The organism is Peteryoungia ipomoeae, from assembly GCF_004912165.1.
Lineage (GTDB): Bacteria > Pseudomonadota > Alphaproteobacteria > Rhizobiales > Rhizobiaceae > Allorhizobium > Allorhizobium ipomoeae.
Genome location: NZ_STGV01000005.1, coordinates 386,215 through 405,279, shown reverse-complemented (window position 1 = coordinate 405,279; position 19,065 = coordinate 386,215). Strand labels below are relative to the sequence as shown.

The 19,065-nt window shown below is 63.2% G+C and carries 15 protein-coding genes; 5 read left to right on the top strand and 10 right to left on the bottom strand.

The features are described from left to right. Nucleotides 1-969: 969 nt before the first annotated feature. Nucleotides 970-1,422, bottom strand: coding sequence for an SH3 domain-containing protein (locus FAA97_RS16680; RefSeq protein ID WP_246041521.1), 453 nt, complete (start codon nucleotides 1,420-1,422; stop codon nucleotides 970-972). A gap of 1,042 nt (nucleotides 1,423-2,464) precedes the next feature. Here FAA97_RS16680 and FAA97_RS16670 point away from each other — a divergent pair. Continuing rightward, nucleotides 2,465-3,361 carry a DMT family transporter gene (locus FAA97_RS16670; protein ID WP_136599684.1) on the top strand — a complete coding sequence of 299 codons (897 nt, stop codon included), beginning with the start codon at nucleotides 2,465-2,467 and terminating at the stop codon, nucleotides 3,359-3,361. Between the two features lie 21 nt (nucleotides 3,362-3,382). Here FAA97_RS16670 and FAA97_RS16665 read toward each other — a convergent pair whose 3' ends face one another. The 4 genes from FAA97_RS16665 to FAA97_RS16650 are packed head-to-tail and all read right to left on the bottom strand — an operon-like array spanning nucleotide 3,383 to nucleotide 6,894. Beyond that, complete coding sequence (locus FAA97_RS16665; protein ID WP_136599683.1) at nucleotides 3,383-4,225, bottom strand: metal ABC transporter permease; 843 nt, start codon at nucleotides 4,223-4,225, stop codon at nucleotides 3,383-3,385. After that, complete coding sequence (locus FAA97_RS16660; protein ID WP_136599682.1) at nucleotides 4,222-5,127, bottom strand: metal ABC transporter permease; 906 nt, start codon at nucleotides 5,125-5,127, stop codon at nucleotides 4,222-4,224. Before FAA97_RS16660 ends, FAA97_RS16665 begins: the two co-directional genes overlap by 4 nt. Next, complete coding sequence (locus tag FAA97_RS16655; protein WP_281281348.1) at nucleotides 5,108-6,013, bottom strand: manganese/iron ABC transporter ATP-binding protein; 906 nt, start codon at nucleotides 6,011-6,013, stop codon at nucleotides 5,108-5,110. The genes FAA97_RS16660 and FAA97_RS16655 overlap by 20 nt, the downstream gene beginning before the upstream one ends. After that, on the bottom strand, nucleotides 6,010-6,894 hold the full coding sequence (locus FAA97_RS16650; RefSeq protein ID WP_136599681.1) for a metal ABC transporter substrate-binding protein: 885 nt from the start codon (nucleotides 6,892-6,894) through the stop codon (nucleotides 6,010-6,012). Before FAA97_RS16650 ends, FAA97_RS16655 begins: the two co-directional genes overlap by 4 nt. 209 nt (nucleotides 6,895-7,103) lie before the next feature. Here FAA97_RS16650 and FAA97_RS16645 point away from each other — a divergent pair, with 209 nt between their 5' ends. Continuing rightward, on the top strand, nucleotides 7,104-8,903 hold the full coding sequence (locus FAA97_RS16645; protein WP_136599680.1) for a hypothetical protein: 1,800 nt from the start codon (nucleotides 7,104-7,106) through the stop codon (nucleotides 8,901-8,903). 103 nt (nucleotides 8,904-9,006) lie between these two features. On the opposite strand, the gene lysS is transcribed toward FAA97_RS16645, so the two are convergent. Both lysS and gltX read right to left on the bottom strand, forming a co-directional pair. Further along, nucleotides 9,007-10,503 (bottom strand): lysine--tRNA ligase, encoded by a 1,497-nt coding sequence (lysS, locus tag FAA97_RS16640; protein ID WP_136599679.1) that lies wholly within the window; start codon nucleotides 10,501-10,503, stop codon nucleotides 9,007-9,009. Between the two features lie 185 nt (nucleotides 10,504-10,688). After that, a complete protein-coding gene (gene gltX / locus FAA97_RS16635; RefSeq protein WP_136599678.1) occupies nucleotides 10,689-12,146 on the bottom strand; it encodes a glutamate--tRNA ligase in 1,458 nt (485 codons plus the stop codon). Here gltX and FAA97_RS16630 point away from each other — a divergent pair. Beyond that, nucleotides 12,145-12,402 (top strand): hypothetical protein, encoded by a 258-nt coding sequence (locus FAA97_RS16630; protein WP_136599677.1) that lies wholly within the window; start codon nucleotides 12,145-12,147, stop codon nucleotides 12,400-12,402. The genes gltX and FAA97_RS16630 overlap by 2 nt on opposite strands. A gap of 201 nt (nucleotides 12,403-12,603) precedes the next feature. On the opposite strand, the gene FAA97_RS16625 is transcribed toward FAA97_RS16630, so the two are convergent. From FAA97_RS16625 to FAA97_RS16615, 3 genes are all read right to left on the bottom strand, one after another. Beyond that, nucleotides 12,604-14,385, bottom strand: a complete 1,782-nt coding sequence (locus FAA97_RS16625) for an SLC13 family permease (RefSeq protein WP_136599676.1) — start codon at nucleotides 14,383-14,385, stop codon at nucleotides 12,604-12,606. A gap of 144 nt (nucleotides 14,386-14,529) precedes the next feature. Further along, a complete protein-coding gene (locus tag FAA97_RS16620; RefSeq protein WP_136599675.1) occupies nucleotides 14,530-15,297 on the bottom strand; it encodes a TerC family protein in 768 nt (255 codons plus the stop codon). An 89-nt stretch (nucleotides 15,298-15,386) separates the two neighbouring features. Next, the gene (locus FAA97_RS16615) at nucleotides 15,387-16,100 is read right to left on the bottom strand and encodes a TetR/AcrR family transcriptional regulator (RefSeq protein ID WP_136599674.1); all 714 of its coding nucleotides are present in this window, start codon (nucleotides 16,098-16,100) and stop codon (nucleotides 15,387-15,389) included. Between the two features lie 140 nt (nucleotides 16,101-16,240). Between FAA97_RS16615 and FAA97_RS16610 the strand changes: the two genes are divergently transcribed. Both FAA97_RS16610 and FAA97_RS16605 read left to right on the top strand, forming a co-directional pair. Further along, nucleotides 16,241-17,440 (top strand): HlyD family secretion protein, encoded by a 1,200-nt coding sequence (locus tag FAA97_RS16610; RefSeq protein ID WP_136599673.1) that lies wholly within the window; start codon nucleotides 16,241-16,243, stop codon nucleotides 17,438-17,440. A gap of 34 nt (nucleotides 17,441-17,474) precedes the next feature. Then, a complete protein-coding gene (locus tag FAA97_RS16605; RefSeq protein WP_136599672.1) occupies nucleotides 17,475-19,064 on the top strand; it encodes a DHA2 family efflux MFS transporter permease subunit in 1,590 nt (529 codons plus the stop codon). Nucleotide 19,065: the final 1 nt, after the last annotated feature.

Genomic DNA, 19,065 nt, shown 5'->3' with positions numbered 1-19,065 from the left:
AGCACCGAGTATGGGGCATGTGCGGAATACGGGGATGATTGAAGGCGCGGGGTGTTGATTTGGCTCGAGAATTTGGGTGCGGCATCCCCGGGTTTTGATGTTTGCGATGCTGCCGAGGGCGGTTTCCCTCTTCTCCCCAACGGGGAGAAGGTGGCGCGCAAGCGCCGGATGAGGGGGCGGCGCAGCCGAGTACCACCGAGCGCAGGTTCCGGTGACCCTGCCAAGGTCCTGCCATACCGCCTTGCGCTTCGCGCCCCCCTCATCTGGTCCTTCGGACCATCTTCTCCCCGCCGGGGAGAAGCGGGAATGCGCCGCTTGCCTTGCATCTGATGGCCTTGCCCCTCACCCTGCCCTCTCCCCGCAGGCGGGGAGAGGGGGCGTCGTGCCGTGGGATGCGCCGTGCAGATGGAGCCCAGCCGACCAAGCCTTGTGTTGGGGTTGCCGTCGTGCCGTCGGAGCGTTGTGGTCGGGCTGGCCGTCGTGGCCTTCTCCCTGCTTGCGGGGAGAAGGTGCCCGAAGGGCGGATGAGGGGCTGAAGGGACGCACAAGGAGACACAGCCGACCCCTTCGTTTCCCCATCGGCAAAGACGGTGGCGCGTATGCGCCGGATGAGGGGGGGCGCAGCCGAACTTCACCGAGCGCAGGTTCCGGTGCCCCTGCCAAGGCTTTACCATGACGCCTTGCGCTTCGCGCCCCCTCATCTGGTCCTTCGGACCATCTTCTCTCCGCTGGGGAGAAGCGGGAACGCGCCGCTTGCCTTGCATCTGGTGGCCCTTGCCCCTCACCCTGCCCTCTCCCCGCAGGCGGGGAGAGGGGGCGTTGTGCTTGGGGATGCGCCGTGCCGTGGGATGCGCCGTGCAGAATGGGGCGCCGTGTCGATGGAGCGGCGTGCCCGGAGGTGACGTCCTGATCATCTCCCCGCCGGGGAGTTGGGGTGGGAAGGCCGCAGCGTCAGCGTCGCCTGGGTTTTCAAAAGGGGTCGATCACGATGACGGGGTCGGTCGAGGAGCTTTGCTCGTCATGCGGCGGGGCGAAGCCTGGGTTTTCCAGGAGATAGCGTCCATCGACCCAGCCGGAAATGCGCGGGCGCGTGACGGTGGCGATGCGGCACCAGTAGCCGCCGCGGCTTTCCTTGCAGGAGAGCCGCTCGATCGGCGTGCCTTCTTCCAGCGCGTGGATGACACGAAAGGTGGGGCCAGAACCGCTGTGCATGGCGAGCCGCTGGCCGGGCGGCAGTCCCCTGACGTGCCAGAGATAGGGATCCATCGGAAGGCCGCCGCCATCAAGGGGCGTGGCAGGGATGATTTGCGGCTGCTGGGCGCTGGCAGACGAGGCCGTGAGGATGGCGAGAGCCAACCCAAGCGCCCTTGCCAACGGTGCGGCGCTCCGGATGAAGATCGCGTCTTTGCGGTGCTGGTGCATCTCTTTATCCCCGGTTTCCCGGCATGATACGGGGGAGTACGCGCAGGTACTAGCTGTTTGAACAGTCAGGGTAAACAAGGGGCCTCCGTCCCTTGGGTGTGTCAGACATTGCCTGACGGTCACCAGCCGGGTGCTGCCGGCCACGCAGGTGAGGCGGGTGCGGCAGTTGAAGGAGGCGGGGCGGGCGGGGCGGCTGCCGGAGACGGGCGAGGCAGGGACGGGGGGCAGGTCAGGCCGGCGGGGGTAGCTGCGGGAGGCGAGTAAGGCGGGAGCAAGAGGCGGGCGGCGTACGTGCGGGAGGTGGGTCAGGCGGGCGGCGCAGTTGCTGGAGGCGGGCAGGCAGGCGGGGTAGCTGCGGGAGGCGAGTAAGGCGGGAGCAAGAGGCGGGCGGCTTACGTGCGGGAGGTGGGCCAGGCAAGCGGCGAAGGTGCTGGAGGCGGGCAGGACAGCTGAAAGGCCAGTAAGATGGGTACGGGACGTCGAGGCAGGTGCGGCAGCAAGAGGCGGGCGGCGCAGGTGCTGGAGGCGGGCAAGGCAGTGAAAGGTGAGTAAGGCCGCTGCGGGGGGCGAGTAAGGCGGAGCGGGCGGCGTACGTGCGGGAGGAAGGCCAGGCTGGCGGTGAAGGCGCGGAGGCGGGCAGGGTAGCTGAAAGGCCAGTAAAATGGGCCGGCGAGGCAGGCGAGGCAGGCGAGGCAGGTGCGGGCGGCGCAGGTGCTGGAGGCCGGCGAGGCGGGCGGTGAAGGTGCTGGATGCGGGCAGGGCAGCTGAAAGGCCAGGAAGGTGGGTGCGGGAGGTCGGCGAGGCAGCTGAGGCAGGTGCGGCAGGTCGGGTAGGGTAGGTGAGGGAGGCAGTTGCGGCATGTGCGGGTGACAGGTCGGGTAGATGAGGGTGCCTTGTTCCCTGCATCGGACGATGGTTGTCAGGTTGCATGGCAGCTATGAAATTCCGGGCTAGGCAATCTCCCGATGGGGTGTAGGATTGCACTTACAGCCGTCGGTTCGCCCGCGGACCCTGCCTCGAACAAAAGTCTGCACCCGCTGCCATGAAATCGACGCCGCTCGGCTACGCCTTCACTTTTCTCGCCTTTTCCGTCTTCGCCATTCAGGATGGGATTTCCAAACATCTGGGCGGCAGCTATTCGCCGGTTCAGGTGGCCATGGTGCGCTATTGGGCCTTTGTTGCCTTTGCGGTTTTTCTGGCAATGCGCTCGACCGGTGGCTTGAGCGCTGCGGTCAATACCAAGCGACCCTTTTTGCAGGTCTTGCGCGGCCTTATCCTGTTTTCTCAGATCCTGATCTCGATTGTCGCCTTCAACACGGCGGGGCTTGCCCAGAGCCAGGCGATCTTTGCCGCAGGGCCGATCTTCGTGGCGCTTCTTTCCATGCCGATCCTCGGGGAAAAGGTCGGCTGGCGGCGTTGGACGGCGATCTTCTTCGGCCTGATCGGCGTCGTCGTGATGCTGTCGCCAAGCGGCGATGGCTTCAACGTCTATATCATCCTGCCGCTGATCTGTGCGGTGCTCGGCGCGGTCTACGGGATCGCGACGCGGCTGGTCAGCCGCGACGATGCGCCGTCGACGAGCTTCTTCTATCTCGCCATTGTCGGCTTTCTCGGCGCCAATATGCTCGGGCCGTTCTTCTGGGTGCCGTTTTCCGCGTCCGACTGGTTGTGGATGGGCGGGCTCTGCTGCACCGGCATCATCGGCCATTTCTCGCTGATCCGGGCCTATGAAAACCTCGATGCCGTGATCGTGCAGCCGATCTCCTACTGGCAGCTGGTGATCGGCGCTGTGATCGCCGTCAGCGTGTTTGGCGAAGTGCTGCGCTGGAATACCGTTGTCGGCGCCTTGATCGTCGTTGGCGCCGGGCTTTTCACAGTCTGGCGGGAATGGGTCGTCTCGCGCCGGGTGCGCCGGGCGGAAGAGGAAGCGCGGGTCTGAACCTGCGGGTCCAAGCGTCTTTTACAGGCTGGATTGCGTCTGCCGATTGCGAAGCTGTGCCACCACGAAGACAGCGACGAAGATGGCGCTCATGATCAAAACGATCGTGGGCGCGGGGGCGCTGTCGAGGAAAAAGCTCAGATAGATGCCGGAGAGCGAGGCGAAGACGGCAATGGCGACCGCCGTAACCAGCATGGCCTGGAAGCGGCGCGTGACGAGGAAGGCGATGGCGCCGGGCGCGACCAGCATGGCGACGGAGAGGATGATGCCGACCGCCTTCAGCGCGCCGACGACGACCAGCGAGAGCACGGCCAACTGGCCGTAGTGGAGGAGGCGCACAGAGAGGCCGATCGCCTGGGCATGCTGTGGATCGAAGGCATGCGCCAGCAGATCCTTGCGCAGGAGGACGAGGAACAGCGTGGCGAGAAGCGCGATTAGGCCGGTTTCGATCAGGTCCGATGGCAGGATGCCGAGCATGTCGCCGAACAGGATGTGGTCGAGATGCACAGAGCTTTCGACCTGGACATAGAGGACGAGGCCGAGGCCGAACATGCCGGAAAAGACGATGCCGAGCACCGTGTCTTCCTTGATGCGGCTGTTTTCCTTGATGAAGCCGGTCAGAAGCGCACAGAAGAGGCCGGCGATGAAGGCGCCGATGGCCAGCGGAATGCCGGCGACATAGGCGATGACCACGCCCGGAAGCACGGCATGGGACACGGCATCGCCCATCAGCGACCAGCCCTTCAGCACCAGAAGGCAGGAGAGCAGCGCCATGGGGACGGCAATCATCAGCGTGACGATGAAGGCCGCTTGCATGAAGGGTAGCTGGAAGGGGAGGAGGGCGAGTTCGAGGGTTTCGCTCATGCCGGCTGCTCCTTCGGCAAGGCTGCCTGCTGCGACCCGTCCGGCGTCTCGGGCGCGAGCGCCCGTCTTGCGCGGCTGCGGGCAGCGAGCATGCCGTGCTTGGGGGCAAAGACGAAGGCTGAGAGGAAGATCAGCGTTTGCAGCACGACGATGATGCCGCCGGTGGCGCCATCGAGGAAATAGCTCGTATAAGCGCCGATGAAGCTGGTGCCCGCGCCAATGCCGAGCGCCATGAGGATGAGGCGCTGGAAACGGTCCGTCAGCAGATAGGCGGTGGCGCCCGGCGTCACCACCATGGCGATGACGAGGAAGGCGCCGACGGTCTGCATGGCGGCAACCGTGGAGGCGGCAAGCAGGGTGAAGAAGATCACCTTCAGGCGCTCGGGCTTCAGGCCGATCGAGCGGGCGTGGTTCTCGTCGAAGAAGGTGACCATCAGGTCCTTCCATTTCAGCGCCAGCACGAGGAGGCTGATGCCGCCGATCAGGACGAGCTGCAGCGTATCGGTCGGGGTGATGGCAAGGATATTGCCGAGCACGATGGTCTTGATGTCGATTGCGACGGGCGAGATCGACACCATGAACAGGCCAAGCCCGAAGAAGGAGGTGAAGATCAGGCCGATGATTGCATCTTCCTTGAGCTTGGTGCGCTGGTTGAGGAAGAGGATGGCAAGGGCTGCCATACCGCCGGAGAGGAAAGCGCCGAAGGCGAAGGGGAGGCCGAGCATATAGGCACCGGCGACGCCGGGCACGATGGCATGGGAGAGCGCGTCGCCAATCAGCGACCAGCCTTTCAGCATCAGATAGGCGGAGAGGAAGCCGCAGACGCCACCGACCAGTGCACTCACCAGAATGGCGTTGCGCATATAGTCATAGGTGAAGGGTTCAAGAAGCGTCGCCAGCATTGTCCGCTCCCGGTTTCGGCTTGCCGTAGATGACGAAGGGACGTTCGTCATCGGAGATGACCGTGACCTCGCGGCCATCCTCGTCCTCATGCAGATCGCGGCCGGCGAGCACGAAATGGCGCAGCGCGCCGCCGAAGGCCGTCTTCAAGTTGTCTTCGGTGAAGGTGTCCTCGGTCTTGCCCGAGGCGATGACGGTTCCCTTGACGAAGACGGTACGGTCGCAGAAATCCGGGACGCTGCCGAGATTGTGGGTCGAGACCAGCATGACCCGGCCCTCGGCGCGCAGGTCCTTCATCAGGGCGATGATCTGTTCCTCGGTGGTGACGTCGACGCCGGTAAAGGGTTCGTCCAGCAGGATGACGCGGCCTTCCTGGGCGAGCGCGCGGGCGAGGAAGACGCGCTTGCGCTGGCCGCCTGAGAGCTCGCCGATCTGGCGCTTGCGGTAATCCGACATGCCGACGCGGGCCAGCGCCTCGTCGACCAGGCTGTGATCGCGTTTCGAGGGGATGCGCAGGAAGCCCATATGGCCGTAGCGGCCCATCATGACGACGTCCTCGACGAGCACGGGAAAGTTCCAGTCGACCTCCTCGGCCTGGGGTACGTAGGCGATGAGGTTTTGCCGGAGCGCATCGCGCACGCTCATGCCGAGCACGCGGATCTCGCCCGAGGCAACCGGCACAAAGCCCATGATGGCCTTGAACAGGGTGGACTTGCCGGCGCCGTTGACGCCGACCAGAGCGGTGATCGTGCCGGGCGGGATGACGAAGCTTGCATGACGCAGCGCCGTATGGCCGTTGCGATAGGTGACGGTGACGTCATGGGCGGCGATGCCCTCGACGGGTTTTTCCGCCCCTGCCGGCTGCCGCGACCGCGTGCCCATGATCATCCGCGCAATCCTTTCGCGATGGTCGAAACCGTCACCTTGAGCAGGTCGATATAGGTGGGAACGGGGCCACCTTCTTCGCTCAGAGAATCGACATAGAGAATGCCGCCATAGGCAGCACCCGTTTCGGCAGCGACCTGGCGGGCCGGCTTGTCGGAGACGGTGCTTTCGGAAAAGACGACGGGGATACGGTTCTCGACGACGGCATCGACGACGGCCTTGACCTGCTGAGGCGTGCCCTGGCTGTCGGCGTTGATCGGCCAGAGGTAGAGTTCCTTCAGGCCGAGGTCGCGCGCGAGGTAGGAAAAGGCTCCCTCGCTGGTGACAAGATAGCGACGATCTTCCGGCAGTGCCGATATCTCGGCCTTGAGCGGATCGATCTCGGCCTTGATCTTCAGCGCATAGGTCCGGGCATTGGCCTCGTAGATCGCTATATTGGCAGGGTCGATCTGGATCAGGGCCTTGCGGATGTTGTCGACATAGATGAGCGCGTTTTCCGGTGACATCCAGGCATGTGGGTTGGGACGGCCCTCATAATCGCCGCCGGAGATGTCGATTGGCTCGATGCCTTCGCTCACCACGACCTGTGGCACATCGCCGAGATTGGCGAGGAATTTCTCAAACCAGGCTTCGAGGTTGAGGCCGTTCCACAAGACCAGGTCGGCGTCACGGGCTTTGAGGATGTCGCGCGGGGTCGGCTGGTAGCCGTGGATTTCCGCGCCAGGCTTGGTGATGCTTTCTACGGTTGCGGCGTCGCCGGCGACATTCTTGGCGATATCGGCGATCACCGTAAACGTGGTGACGATCTTCGGCTTTTCCTGCGCAAATGCCACGCCCGGCAGAAGAAGGGCGAGAGCAAGCAGTCGGCCAAGCATCGACGTCATGGGCAATCCTTTTGTTGCAACTCATTCTCATTAAAACTTATAGCGCGAGGACGCTTTGTCAATGCTGTTGCAAATCATTTGCAAGAGGCGACCGGATGCGGGCGTTCCATTCCGAGAATGGCGGCTTAAGGGTTCTCTAACACGCGGCGGGTATGAAGGGGACAGTATTGCGTCAACAGTCGGAACGGTAACATGGCGGAGTTTAGAGCGTGAGGATCCCCAGGCCTCACCTGTCACGCAAGGTCGTGCTGATTGCCAGCGGTCTGCTCGTCATCGGGGGTGGCGGCACAGGCGTCGCCGCCGTCTTTCTCGGGACAGACAAGATCCTTGGACCGTCCTATGCCGAGCTGAACGGCTTTGCCTGCACCGAAGTGCAGACGGTGGAGATCCGAAAGAAGGATCGCTTCTGGATCCGGAAATATGTCACCACGGACAAGCCTGCAGACGGCATCGGTCGGGTGAAGACAGCTCTGCGCGTCGCCAAGGCCGTGCAGCAGGAGAAAAAGGCCGATCTCGTGCAGGTGGTCGTGCTCGACAAGGCCGGACCGACAAGCCGTGCACTGATCCGTGGACGCGCTGTTGGCGCTGACATTCTTTATGTGCCCGATCCAAGCCGCGTGCCTGAGGCTGCCTCTGCGCGGCACCTGACGGCGCGCTATATCGACGGCGATGCCGCGCCGAACGGCCAGTTCTTCGGCGAGCGTTTCGACATGATCGAGGCGGATATCGATGCGCTGGTTGCCAAGCTCAACGATCAGACCGATTGCGCCAAGCTGGAGGTCGCGTTGCCGGAGGGCGGCGATCACGGCGCAAGCGACAGTCATGGCGAAGCGGATGCGCATGGCGGCGGAGACGCCCATGGCGCGGCACCGGCCGACGGACACGGCGAAAAACCCGCGGACGACCATGGTGCAGCGGCGCCCGATGACGGTCACGGGGACGCACCTGCAGATGGCCATGGCGAGGAAACACCGGTTGCCGACCATGGCGCGGAAGACGGCAAGGGCTGGATGGCCTCGCTGATGGGCATGGTTGGCCTGGGTGGCGAAGACGCCTCCGCCGAAGGCCATGCGGCGGATGCCGGTGACGGCCATGCGGTGCCCCCTGCCGAGGCTGAAGGACATGCAGAGGGCCATGCCGCTCCTGCCGATGCTCACGGCGAGACGGCTGCAGGCGAGCATGAACAGCCGGCCGCGGCCGGCCGCGAGGCGGCGCCCGCCGAGCACGCTGCCGTGCCCGCCGATGGCCATGGCCCTCAGGATGCCGGGCATGACCTTCCTGCTGTCAATCCTGCGAGCCCGACGCAAGAGCATGGCGCTGACACCACCGATCATGCCAAGGCCGGCGCAGAGTCTACGGATGCGCATGGCGCCGCGGCGGGTGAGGGGCATGCTCCGGTGGAGCCCGACAACGCGGCCGCCGAGGTGCCGGCAACCCATGTCGAGGCGGCCAAGGTCGATGACCACGCGGCACCGGCCGATGATCACGCGGCACCGGCCGATGATCATGCGGCGCCTGTCGAAGAGCATGCAGCACCTGCCGAAGAGCATGCGGCACCTGCCGAAGAGCATGCGGCACCTGCCGATGACCACGCAAAGCCTGCCGAAGACCATGCAGCGCCCGCCGAAGACCATGCGGCAAAGGATGAAGCCGCTCCCGCAGACGACAAGGGCTGGTTCGACGGACTGAAAAGCATGGTGGGGCTTGGCGGCGGCGAAGAAGCCGCGGCGGATGTGGCGGAAAAGCCTCTCACAGGGTCCGAAGATGCTGGCCCCACGGCGGAACCAATCCAGGGGGATGACTGGCTTGCCAAGATGCGCGCGGCACCGATCGAAGGTGGGGACGCCGGCGGGGCAGAGGCAATGGGCGATGATGCGGCGGCAAAGCCGGTAACGCATCCCAAGCCGGCAAATGCTGGCGGTGGCCCCGATGCACCCGCCGAAGACGAGGCCATCCTGCCGCCCAAGGCCCAGCCGAAAACGGATGAGCACGCCAAGGCGGATCATTGAATTGCTGAGGCCAATCAGGCTTCACCAAAGCCCACAAGAAAGGGCGGTCATCGCAGGATGACCGCCCTTTGTCTTTTCCCGAGCGGGATCGTTCAGCGAGTGCTCAGTCCGCCTTGGCCTTGCGGGCCGGGAAGAGGATGACGTCGCGGATCGACGGGGCGTTGGTCAGAAGCATGGTCAGGCGGTCGACGCCGATGCCGAGGCCACCGGCCGGCGGCATGCCCTGATCGATCGCGTCCAGGAACTCGTCGTCCAGTTGCTTGTCCTTTTCGCCACGGGCGTGGGCCTGTTCCAGCTGCTCGACCATGCGCTTGCGCTGTTCTTCCGGGTCGTTCAGTTCGGAAAACGCATTGCCCAGTTCCCAGGCGTTGCAATAGGTCTCGAAGCGCTCGACGAGGCGCGGTTCACCCGGCACTTCCTTGGCGAAGGGCGAGATGTCCTTCGGGAAATGGGTGACGTGCGACGGCTGGATCAGCGTGCCTTCGACCTTTTCCTCGAAGATGAAGGCGAGGCATTCGCCCCAGGTCCAGTCCTTCTCGACTTCGAAACCGGCGGCCTTGGCGGCAGCGCGCGCTTCCTCGTCGGTCTTCATGGCGAGGAAATCGATGCCGGTCGCTTCCTTGACGGCGTCAGGCATCGGCACGCGCTTGAACGGTCCCTTGAAGGACATTTCCGTCTCGCCGTACATGAACTCGGTCGAGCCGTGGATCTTGACTGCCAGCTCTGCAAACATGCGCTCCACGAGGTCCATGATGTCCTCATAGTCCGCATAGGCCCAGTAGCATTCCATCATGGTGAATTCAGGATTGTGCCGGGTGGAAACGCCTTCGTTGCGGAAGTTGCGGTTGACCTCGAACACCTTGTCGGTGAGGCCGGATACCAGCGTGCGCTTCAAAAACAGTTCCGGCGCGATGCGCAGGTACATGTCCTGCTTCAGCGTGTTGTGGTGGGTCTTGAACGGATCGGCCGTCGCGCCGCCATAGACGGAATGCAGCATCGGCGTTTCGACTTCCATGAAGCCGTCGTTTTCCATGAAGCGGCGGATGCCGGAAATTATCTTCGAACGCTGCTGGAAACGCAGCTTGGATTCCTCGTTGCTCATGATGTCGAGGTGGCGCTTGCGATAGCGGATCTCGACATCGGCAATGCCGTTCCACTTTTCCGGCATCGGCAGGAGCGACTTGGTCAGCATGGTGATTTCGCGGGCGCTGATCGACAGCTCGCCACGCTTGGTGCGGCGCACGATGCCGGTGACGCCGATGATGTCGCCGAGGTCGATCATCGCCAGCATGTTGCGGGCTTCTTCCGGCGTCACGTCCTTGTGGGAGAAGATCTGGATCTTGCCGCCGGCGTCATGGATATCCATGAACATGCCGGAGTTGCGCGAGGAATAGACGCGACCGGCCACGGTGACCACATCGGTGGTTTCGACGTCGGCCTCGAGGTCCTTGTATTTTTCCGCCAGTTCCGTGTTGGTGATGGTGCGGTGGAAATGCGCCGGATAGACGTCGCCGATCTTCTCGCGCAGCAGGGCGAGCTTCTGGCGACGGACTTCCGTTGCGTCGGAGGAGAGGGCGGTTTCGGTCTTCTGTTCGGTCATTTTCTGCCTCAGATCGGCTCGGAGTGTGTTTCACCCCCCTCTGTCACTTCGTGACATCTCCCCCACAAGGGGGGAGACTGGTCTCCGCCGGTTCGGGCTTGCCCGCTCTCCCCCCTTGTGGGGGAGATGCCCGGCAGGGCAGAGGGGGGTAATGAATGCGCCACCGGCAACGGAGGCGCGGCATTTTAGGTCTGCGCACCTGCCATTGCGGTCAGCACCTGGATCGCGACCTTCAGGCGCTGGCGCACAACCGAGCGGCCGAGGAGCGCCATACTGTCAAACAGCGGCAGCGAGCGCTGGCTGCCGGAGACGGCGACGAAGAGGGGCGGGGTGACGACGCGGAGCTTCTTGCCCAAGCGTTCGGAAATCGCGCGGAGTTCCTCCTCGATGGTCGTGACGTTCCATTCGAGGATCTTTTCGAGATCCGCCTGGACGGTGGTGACGATTTCGAGCGTTTCCGCCGGGCTGGTCTTCAGGCCGCCGAAGGAGGCAGGCGTCAGGCCGACGTCGTTGGCGAGCAGGAAGCCGGCAAGCGGCGGCACTTCGCCGAGCTTGGTGACGCGGCTCTGGGCAAGCTTCAGGCCTTCGACGAGGCGATCATTCTCCATCGACCAGTCGAGAACGCGGGCGACGAAGTCTTCCGGTGTCAGCTTCTCGCGCAGCCAGCGGCCGTTCAGCCAGTCGAGCTTCTGGATGTCGAAGATGGCGCCGGCCTTGGAGAGGTTGTCCGGATCGAACTTTGCGATCAGCTCTTCCATCGACAGCAGTTCCTCGCCTTCGGCGATCTGGATGAAGAACAGGCCAAGGAAGTTCATCAGGGCTTCCGGCAGATAGCCGAGGGCCGAGTAATAGGAGATCGAGGTCGGGTTCTTGCGCTTCGACAGCTTCGACTTGTCGTGATTGCGCATCAGCGACAGGTGCAGGAATTTTGGCGGCTCAAGGCCGAGATGCTTGTAGATCAGGATGTGCTTCGGCACCGATGCCAGCCACTCCTCGCCGCGGGCGACGTGGGTGATCTTCATCATGTGGTCGTCGACGACGTTTGCCATGTGATAGGTCGGCATGCCATCGGCCTTCAGCAGGACCTGCATGTCGACGCTTTCCCACGGGATCGACACATCGCCATAGACGCCGTCGTGGAAATCGCAGGAGCCTTCGGTCGGCACCTTCAGGCGCACGACATGCGGCTCGCCGGCGGCGACGCGGGCGGTCACTTCCTCGGCCTTCAGATGCAGGCAGTGGCCGTCATACCCGGGGGGCTTGCCGGCGGCGCGCTGCGCCTCGCGCATGCTTTCCAGCCGGGCCGGCGTGCAGAAGCAATGGAAGGCGCCGCCATTGTCGAGCATCTTGTCGACGAAGGGGCGGTAGAGATCCTTGCGCTCGGACTGGCGATAGGGGCCATAGGGGCCGCCGACGTCAGGGCCTTCCGACCAGGTGAGGCCGGTCCATTTCAGCGCGTCCAGCACCTTCTGCTCGAATTCCGCCGTCGAGCGGGTGGCGTCGGTGTCCTCGATGCGCAGGATGAACTCGCCGCCGAATTTCTTCGCGAAGAGATAGTTGAACAGCGCGATATAGGCGGTGCCGACATGGGGCTCGCCGGTCGGAGAGGGTGCGATGCGGACGCGGACGCCGGAATTGGTCATGGAACTCAGCTCGTGGTGCGTGCGGGGACCGGGCGGATGCCTGGTCTTCAAGGGGATGCAAAGGATGCGTTTGACGGTGGGGCGGGCTGGTTTTCACCTGATGCCATGCCTGTTCCACCGGCTGGCCTTAGGCCATATTCAGGCGATTGCGTCAAGGAAAACCACGGTCGGCGGCTGTTTGCGTCGCTCGACCGATGCCTTCGGCAAAAATAATTTAGCAGGGGTGGAACCGGAGTTCAGGCTGGGCGTTACCTGATCAGAATACAGGTCGTGCCAACCGGACGCGATGGATCAAGGGGAACACGGAGGTTTTTCCGGTTTCTCTCCGTGGCCAACGAAATGGCAGGCGAGCCCCTTACCCGTCCGACCTGTATTCTCCCCCAAGTCCCCGCCCCCTAGAACCTGCGCCCGCCGGCGCAGGTTCTTTTTTTGCGTTTCGCACTCACGGGTGGCGGATTTATTGAACCGGCCAGACAAAGAGAAGGGCGGGCACTGCGACCAGCAGCACCATGATCGACAGCGGCAGGCCAAGCCTTGGGTAGTCGGAGAACTTGTAGCCGCCCGGGCCCATGACCAGCGTGTTGCACTGATGGCCGATCGGGGTGAGGAAATCACAGCCGGCGCCGATCGCAACCGCCATCAGGAAGGCTTCCGGCTTGTAGCCGAGGCCGGTTGCAAAGCTGGCGGCAATGGGCGCCATGACCAGCACCGTGGCGGCATTGTTGAGGAAAGGCGTCACCGCCATGGCCGTCACCAGGATCATGGCGACGGCACCCCAGGGCGGCATGCCGACGGCAGCCATATTCAGCCAGCCGCCGATGACATCGCTGCCGCCTGTCGTGCGCAGCGTATCGGCAACCGGGATCAGGGCTGCAAGCATCACGAGGATGGGGCCGTCGACCGCGCGGTAGACTTCGCTCACCGGGATGACGCCGAAGGCGACCATGGCAAGTGCGGCCGTGAAGAAGGCGATGGCGACGGGTGCAAGGCCAAGTGCCGTTGCGCCCATGGCGATCACCAGAATGGCGAGCGGGATATAGATGCTGCGCGATGTTCCCAGGAGTATTTCCCGCTCGGCAAGCGGCAGGCAGCCCAGTTCCATCAGGATGGCCGGCATCTGCTGGCGCAAGCCTTGCAAAAGCACGACATCGCCTGACCGGAGCGTCATGGTGCCGAGCCGCTCGCGGATGCGCTTGCCCTGGCGGCTGACGGCCAGGAGATTGACGCCATAGGTGTGGACCAGCGCCAGTTCCCGCGCCGTCTGTCCGATCAAGGGGGAGCCGCGACCGATGACGGCTTCCACCGAGGACAGATCGCCGCGCTTCTTGCGGTCCGGGCCGAGTTTTCCGCTTCCTTCGCTGCCGAGCGCAAGGCCGGCTTGCGAGACCATGCGATCAAGGCCTTGCGAGGGGCCTTCGAGCAGGATCGTGTCGTCTTCCTGCAGCGTGATGTCGGGAAAAGGGGAAAGCCGGGTGTCGCCGCGCAGGATGGCGGTTGCGACGACCTCCGAACGCGCGCCTTCAAGCAGGCTGTGCAGCGTCTTGCCAATCAGCGGCGATTGCGCGGGGATACGGGCTTCGGTCGCAAAGCTCGAGCTTTCCAGCGCTTCCTTGAGCGAAGGGTGCTGGTTTTCACGGCGCGGCAAAAGCCAATGGAAGAAGAGCAGGAACAGGATGCCGCAGACCGTCAGGATGCCGCCGACGGCGGTGAAGTCGAACATGGTGAAGGACGTGCCGGTCAACTCCTCGCGCAGGCGGGATACGGCAATGTTGGGTGAGGTGCCGATCTGGGTCATCAGGCCGCCCAGGAGGGCGGAAAAGGCCATGGGCATCAGATAGACCGAGACGGGGATGCTGGATCTGCGGGCGAACTGGAAAGCCACCGGCATCATGATGGCAAGCGCACCGATGTTCTTGATGAAGGCCGAGAGCACCGCGACCGACATCGTCAGCAGCAGCATCTGGCCGTGCAGGGTGGAGAGCGAGGGAAAGAAGCGCTTGATGGCCAGATCCACGACGCCCGAGCGGGCAACGCCGGCCGAGACCACGAGCGCGCTTGCGACAATGATGACGAGATCATCGGAAAAACCGTCAAAGGCATCGCCCGGCTTGACCAGGCCAAGCCCGACAGCGGCCACAAGGGCCACGCAGGCGATCACGTCATACCGCAGTTTCTCCCACAGGAAGGCCGCCATCATGGCGGCGATCAGTCCGAAGGAAAGAATTTGCTCGTATGTCATGGTGCCTCGGAGGAAGGTCGCTCAGTCCTATAACCGAGTATGCGTTGCAAAGCGCGCAAGCAAGGCGGTCGGTTCCCAGAGGGCGATCCTTGCGCAAAAAAAAACGGCCCGCTTTCGCAGGCCGCCGTTGATATCTAGGGGCGATCAATGCAGGGCGGGTGCCGACGTCTTGGCAAGCCGGTCACGCTCGCGCTTGCGCCGGGCGAACATGTTCAGCACCTCGACCAGTGCCGAGAAGGCCATGGCGGCGTAGACGTAACCCTTCGGCACATGGAAGCCCATGCCTTCGGCGATCAGCGTGGTACCGATCATCAGCAGGAAGGCAAGCGCCAGCATGACGATGGTCGGGTTCTTCTCGATGAAGTTGGCAAGCGGGGTGGCGGCGACCAGCATGACGGTCACGGCGACGATAACGGCCACGACCATGATCGGCACATGCGGCGTCATGCCGACGGCGGTGATGATGCTGTCGATCGAAAAGACGAGGTCGAGCAGGAGGATCTGGCCGATCGCGCTGGCAAAGGTGGTGGAAGCGGACGAGGCGATGAAGTCTTCTTGCTTGTCCACGGGGTCGACATTGTGATGGATTTCCTTGGTCGCCTTCCAGACGAGGAACAGACCGCCGGCAATCAGGATCATGTCCTTCCAGGAGAAGCCGTGGCCGAAGGCTTCGAAGACCGGGGTGGTCAGTTGGACGATCCAGGCGACGGTGCCGAGCAGGCCAAGGCGCATGATGAGCGCAAGACCGATGCCGATGCGTCGGGCCTTCTCGCGCATTTCCTGCGGCAGCTTGTTGGTGAGGATCGAGATGAAGATGAGGTTGTCGATGCCGAGAACGACTTCCATCACGACGAGCGTGACGAGCGCAACCCAGGCAGCCGGGTCCTGTAGCAGGGGGAGGATCTGGTCCATGTCTAGAATATCCAATAAAATGAGGGCCCGACACAGATGGGACAAAGCGCCGCACTTGGCAAGGTGCGGCTGTTACAGATCGTTGTTGATCAGGGTGCCGGGTGGCGACGCGCATACCCGGCAAGGAAGACCGAGAGACCGCTTTCGATCACGCGCGAGACCTCCTCGTCCGAAGGCCGCTCACTGATATCGTTGAAGAGCTTGCCTTTGAAGAAGCTGCCGACCGTCAGTTCGATGAACTGCGTGGCGGCAAGATCGGTGTCGTCGATATAGAAAAAACCGTCCGCCACCTGCGTGTCGAGATAGGCCTTCAAGACACTGCGCGCATTGGTCGGCGAGCCGGCGAAGAAGCGCTGGCACAATGTCGGCATGCGATCGATGACGCCCAGAACGATGCGCATGGCGGGGATCATGTCGCTGTCGAGGATCTGTCGCGCAAAGGCGTGGGCAAAGCGGCGAAGCGCTTCGACGGGCTCGGGGCTTTGGGCGAGAAGTTCGCGAACGCTTTCGGCAAACAGGCCCTTGGCGCGCTCGATCAAGGCGGCGAACAGCTCTTCCTTGCTCTGGAAGTAGACATAGATGGTGCCCTTGGAAACGCCGGCCTCGCGGGTCACGTCATTCATGCTGGCGGCATCATAGCCCATCTTCATGAAGACGCGTTTGGCGCCATCCAGAATCTGGCCGCGTTTGACCGGATCGGCGCCCGCAGCAAAGCGACCGGAAACCGCCGATGCATCTGCCGGCCTGGTTTCTTCGGTTTGCGCCGCGCCCGAGGGGCCGGCTGTCTTTGCTTCGTGTTTCATTAACCGTCCACTACGCTCTCGTTGCCACCTGCACCGTGTTTGCCATCACAGCTCTTGATATGCCGTAAAAAAACGAGTACGTCAATCGAACCGAACGGTTCAGTTCGATTTCGTCACCCCAAGATCCGGTTCCTGCATCCATGGCCAGCACACAAAGATCCACCGCCCTCCGTTCCGCTTCTGCATCCGCAGGGGACGAGAACATCGTGCCAGCCGCAGCACAGGAACCGGAGGCTTCCGACGTCGAGGCTGCCGCCGCCGTCAGCGACGCGCCGGCTGCTGCAAAGCGTCGCCGCAGCCCCGTTCTGCCGGTGATCGCCCTTGCCCTTCTGGGGGCTGCCGGCTGGTATGGTTATGGTTGGTGGAACGAAGGCCGTTTCATGGTCTCCACCGATGACGCCTATATCGAGGGAGACATCGCGATCATTTCGCCGAAGGTTTCCGGTTACGTCGAAAAGGTCGAGGTGAGCAGCAACCAGATGGTGAAGGCCGGCGATCCGCTGGTGACACTCGATGGCGGCGATTACCAGATTGCGCTTGATCAGGCCGAAGCGAACCGCCTGAGCGCCGAGCTGGCGGTGAGCCGCATCGATGCGCAGATCGGCGGTGGCGAGGCAGGTCTCGCACAGGCCAAGGCGCAGCTTGGGGCGCTGGATGCTGCCGTTCGCGGTGCAGAGATCAACGCCAAGCGCGCAGGCGATCTTGCGGCAAAATCGGTCGGCACCACCGCCGATCTCGACAATGCATCCGTGGCGCTGGAGCAGGCCAAGGCCAATCTCGTGGCCGGCCAGGCGGCTGTGCGGTCAGCCGAGGCAAATCTCGACCTTTTGCGGGCGCAGCGCAACGAAGCCCTGAACGGCGTCAAGGTGGCCGCTCTTGCCGTGAACAAGGCAAAACGCGATCTGGATTTTACCGTCTTGAAGGCGCCCTATGATGGTGTCATCGGCAATCTCTCCGTTCAGGCGGGCGACCTTGTGTCGGCCGGCAAGCGACTGGCAGCACTGGTGCCGACGTCCGAGCTGTTCATCGAGGCCAACTTCAAGGAAACGCAGATCGCGCATCTGGAGCCTGGCTCCAAGGTCAAGATCCATGTCGACGCTTACGGCGAAGAGCCGCTCGAGGGCACCGTGACGTCGATCGCGCCGGCGTCGGGCGCCGTCTTCTCCATGCTGCCGGCGGAAAATGCCACGGGCAACTTCACCAAGGTCGTGCAGCGGGTTCCGGTCCGCATCGCGCTGCCCAGGGAAGCGCTGGCCGGTGGGCATCTGCGTGCGGGCCTCAGCGTCATCGTCGACGTCGACACGCGCACGGCGCCTCAGGTTGAGACGGCTGCCAAGTAATCTCCGGTCGACCAGCTTCCGAAAGGGCCGTCTCATGGCCGCGACAACAGCACAGGGCGCCGCTTCCGCAGCCGGGATCGGCGCGGAAGAGCGCATGGACCCGAAGCGGCTCATTGCCTTTCTGGCCATGGTCTTCGGCATGTTCATGTCGATCCTTGACATCCAGATCGTCTCGGCCTCGCTCGCCGAAATTCAGGCTGGGCTCGGGGCCGGGTCCGACGAGATCGCCTGGGTGCAGACCTCCTATCTGATCGCCGAAGTCATCATGATCCCGCTATCGGGCGTGCTGGCGCGCATCGTCTCGACGCGGGTGCTGTTCACCTTCTGCGCGGCCGGCTTCACGCTTGCCAGTGCGCTCTGCGCGACGGCCACCAATATCGACCAGATGATCGTCTACCGCGCCATTCAGGGCTTCATCGGCGGCGGCATGATACCCTCCGTCTTTGCGGCGGCCTTCACCATCTTCCCGCCGTCCAAGCGCAACATCGTGTCGCCCATGGTGGGGCTGGTGGCGACGCTTGCGCCGACGATCGGGCCGACCATCGGCGGTTACATCAGCCACGCCATGTCGTGGCACTGGCTGTTCCTGATCAACGTGATCCCTGGCATTCTGGTCGCGGCCGCCGCCTGGAGCCTGATCGATTTCGATAAGCCCGACCTGAAGCTCCTGAAGAAATTCGACTGGTGGGGCCTTGTCGCAATGGCCGTCTTTCTCGGATCGATGGAGTTCGTTCTCGAGGAAGGCAACAACAAGGACTGGTTCAACGATCATCATATCGTCATGGGCACGGTTGCCATGGTGATCGGCGGGCTGATCTTCTTCAGGCGGGTGTTCACGGTGGAGCTGCCGGTTGTGGATCTGCGCGCCTTCTCCAATGTCAATTTCGCCTTCGGCTCGCTTTTCTCCTTCATCATGGGCGTGGGTCTCTATGGGCTCACCTATCTTTATCCGCTCTATCTCGGTCGTATTCGCGGCTATGATTCCCTGATGATCGGCGAGACCATGTTCGTCTCGGGGGCCGCCATGTTCCTGACGGCGCCCGTTGCCGGTATTCTGTCGAGCAAGCTCGATGCCCGCGTGATGATGATGATCGGCTTCGGCGGTTTTGCTGTGGGCACCTACATGATGACCGGGATCACCGCGGATTGGGACTTCTACGAGCTTCTCGTGCCGCAGATCCTGCGTGGCTGCTCGCTGATGATCTGCATGGTGCCGATCAACAATCTGGCGCTTGGAACGCTGCCACCGGACCGGATCAAGAATGCTTCCGGCCTGTTCAACCTGACACGAAATCTCGGCGGTGCTGTCGGTCTGGCGATCATCAATACCATGCTGACGCAGCGGACCGACGACCACTATGCGCGCCTTTCCGAACGGGTAGACTGGGGCAATCCCTCGGCGCTCGACTGGCTTTCCAGTGTCGGCGCCAACTACGATTCCCATGGGCTGGACGGCACCGCAATCGCGATCCAGAAACTGTCCGGTGTCGTTACCCAGCAGGCCTGGCTGATGTCCTTCATGGATGTCTTCATGACCTTGACCTTGCTTTTTGCCGGTCTCGTCTTCCTTTCCATGGCTCTGAAAAAGCCGAAATCCGCAGCGCCTGCCGGGTCGGGTCACTAAG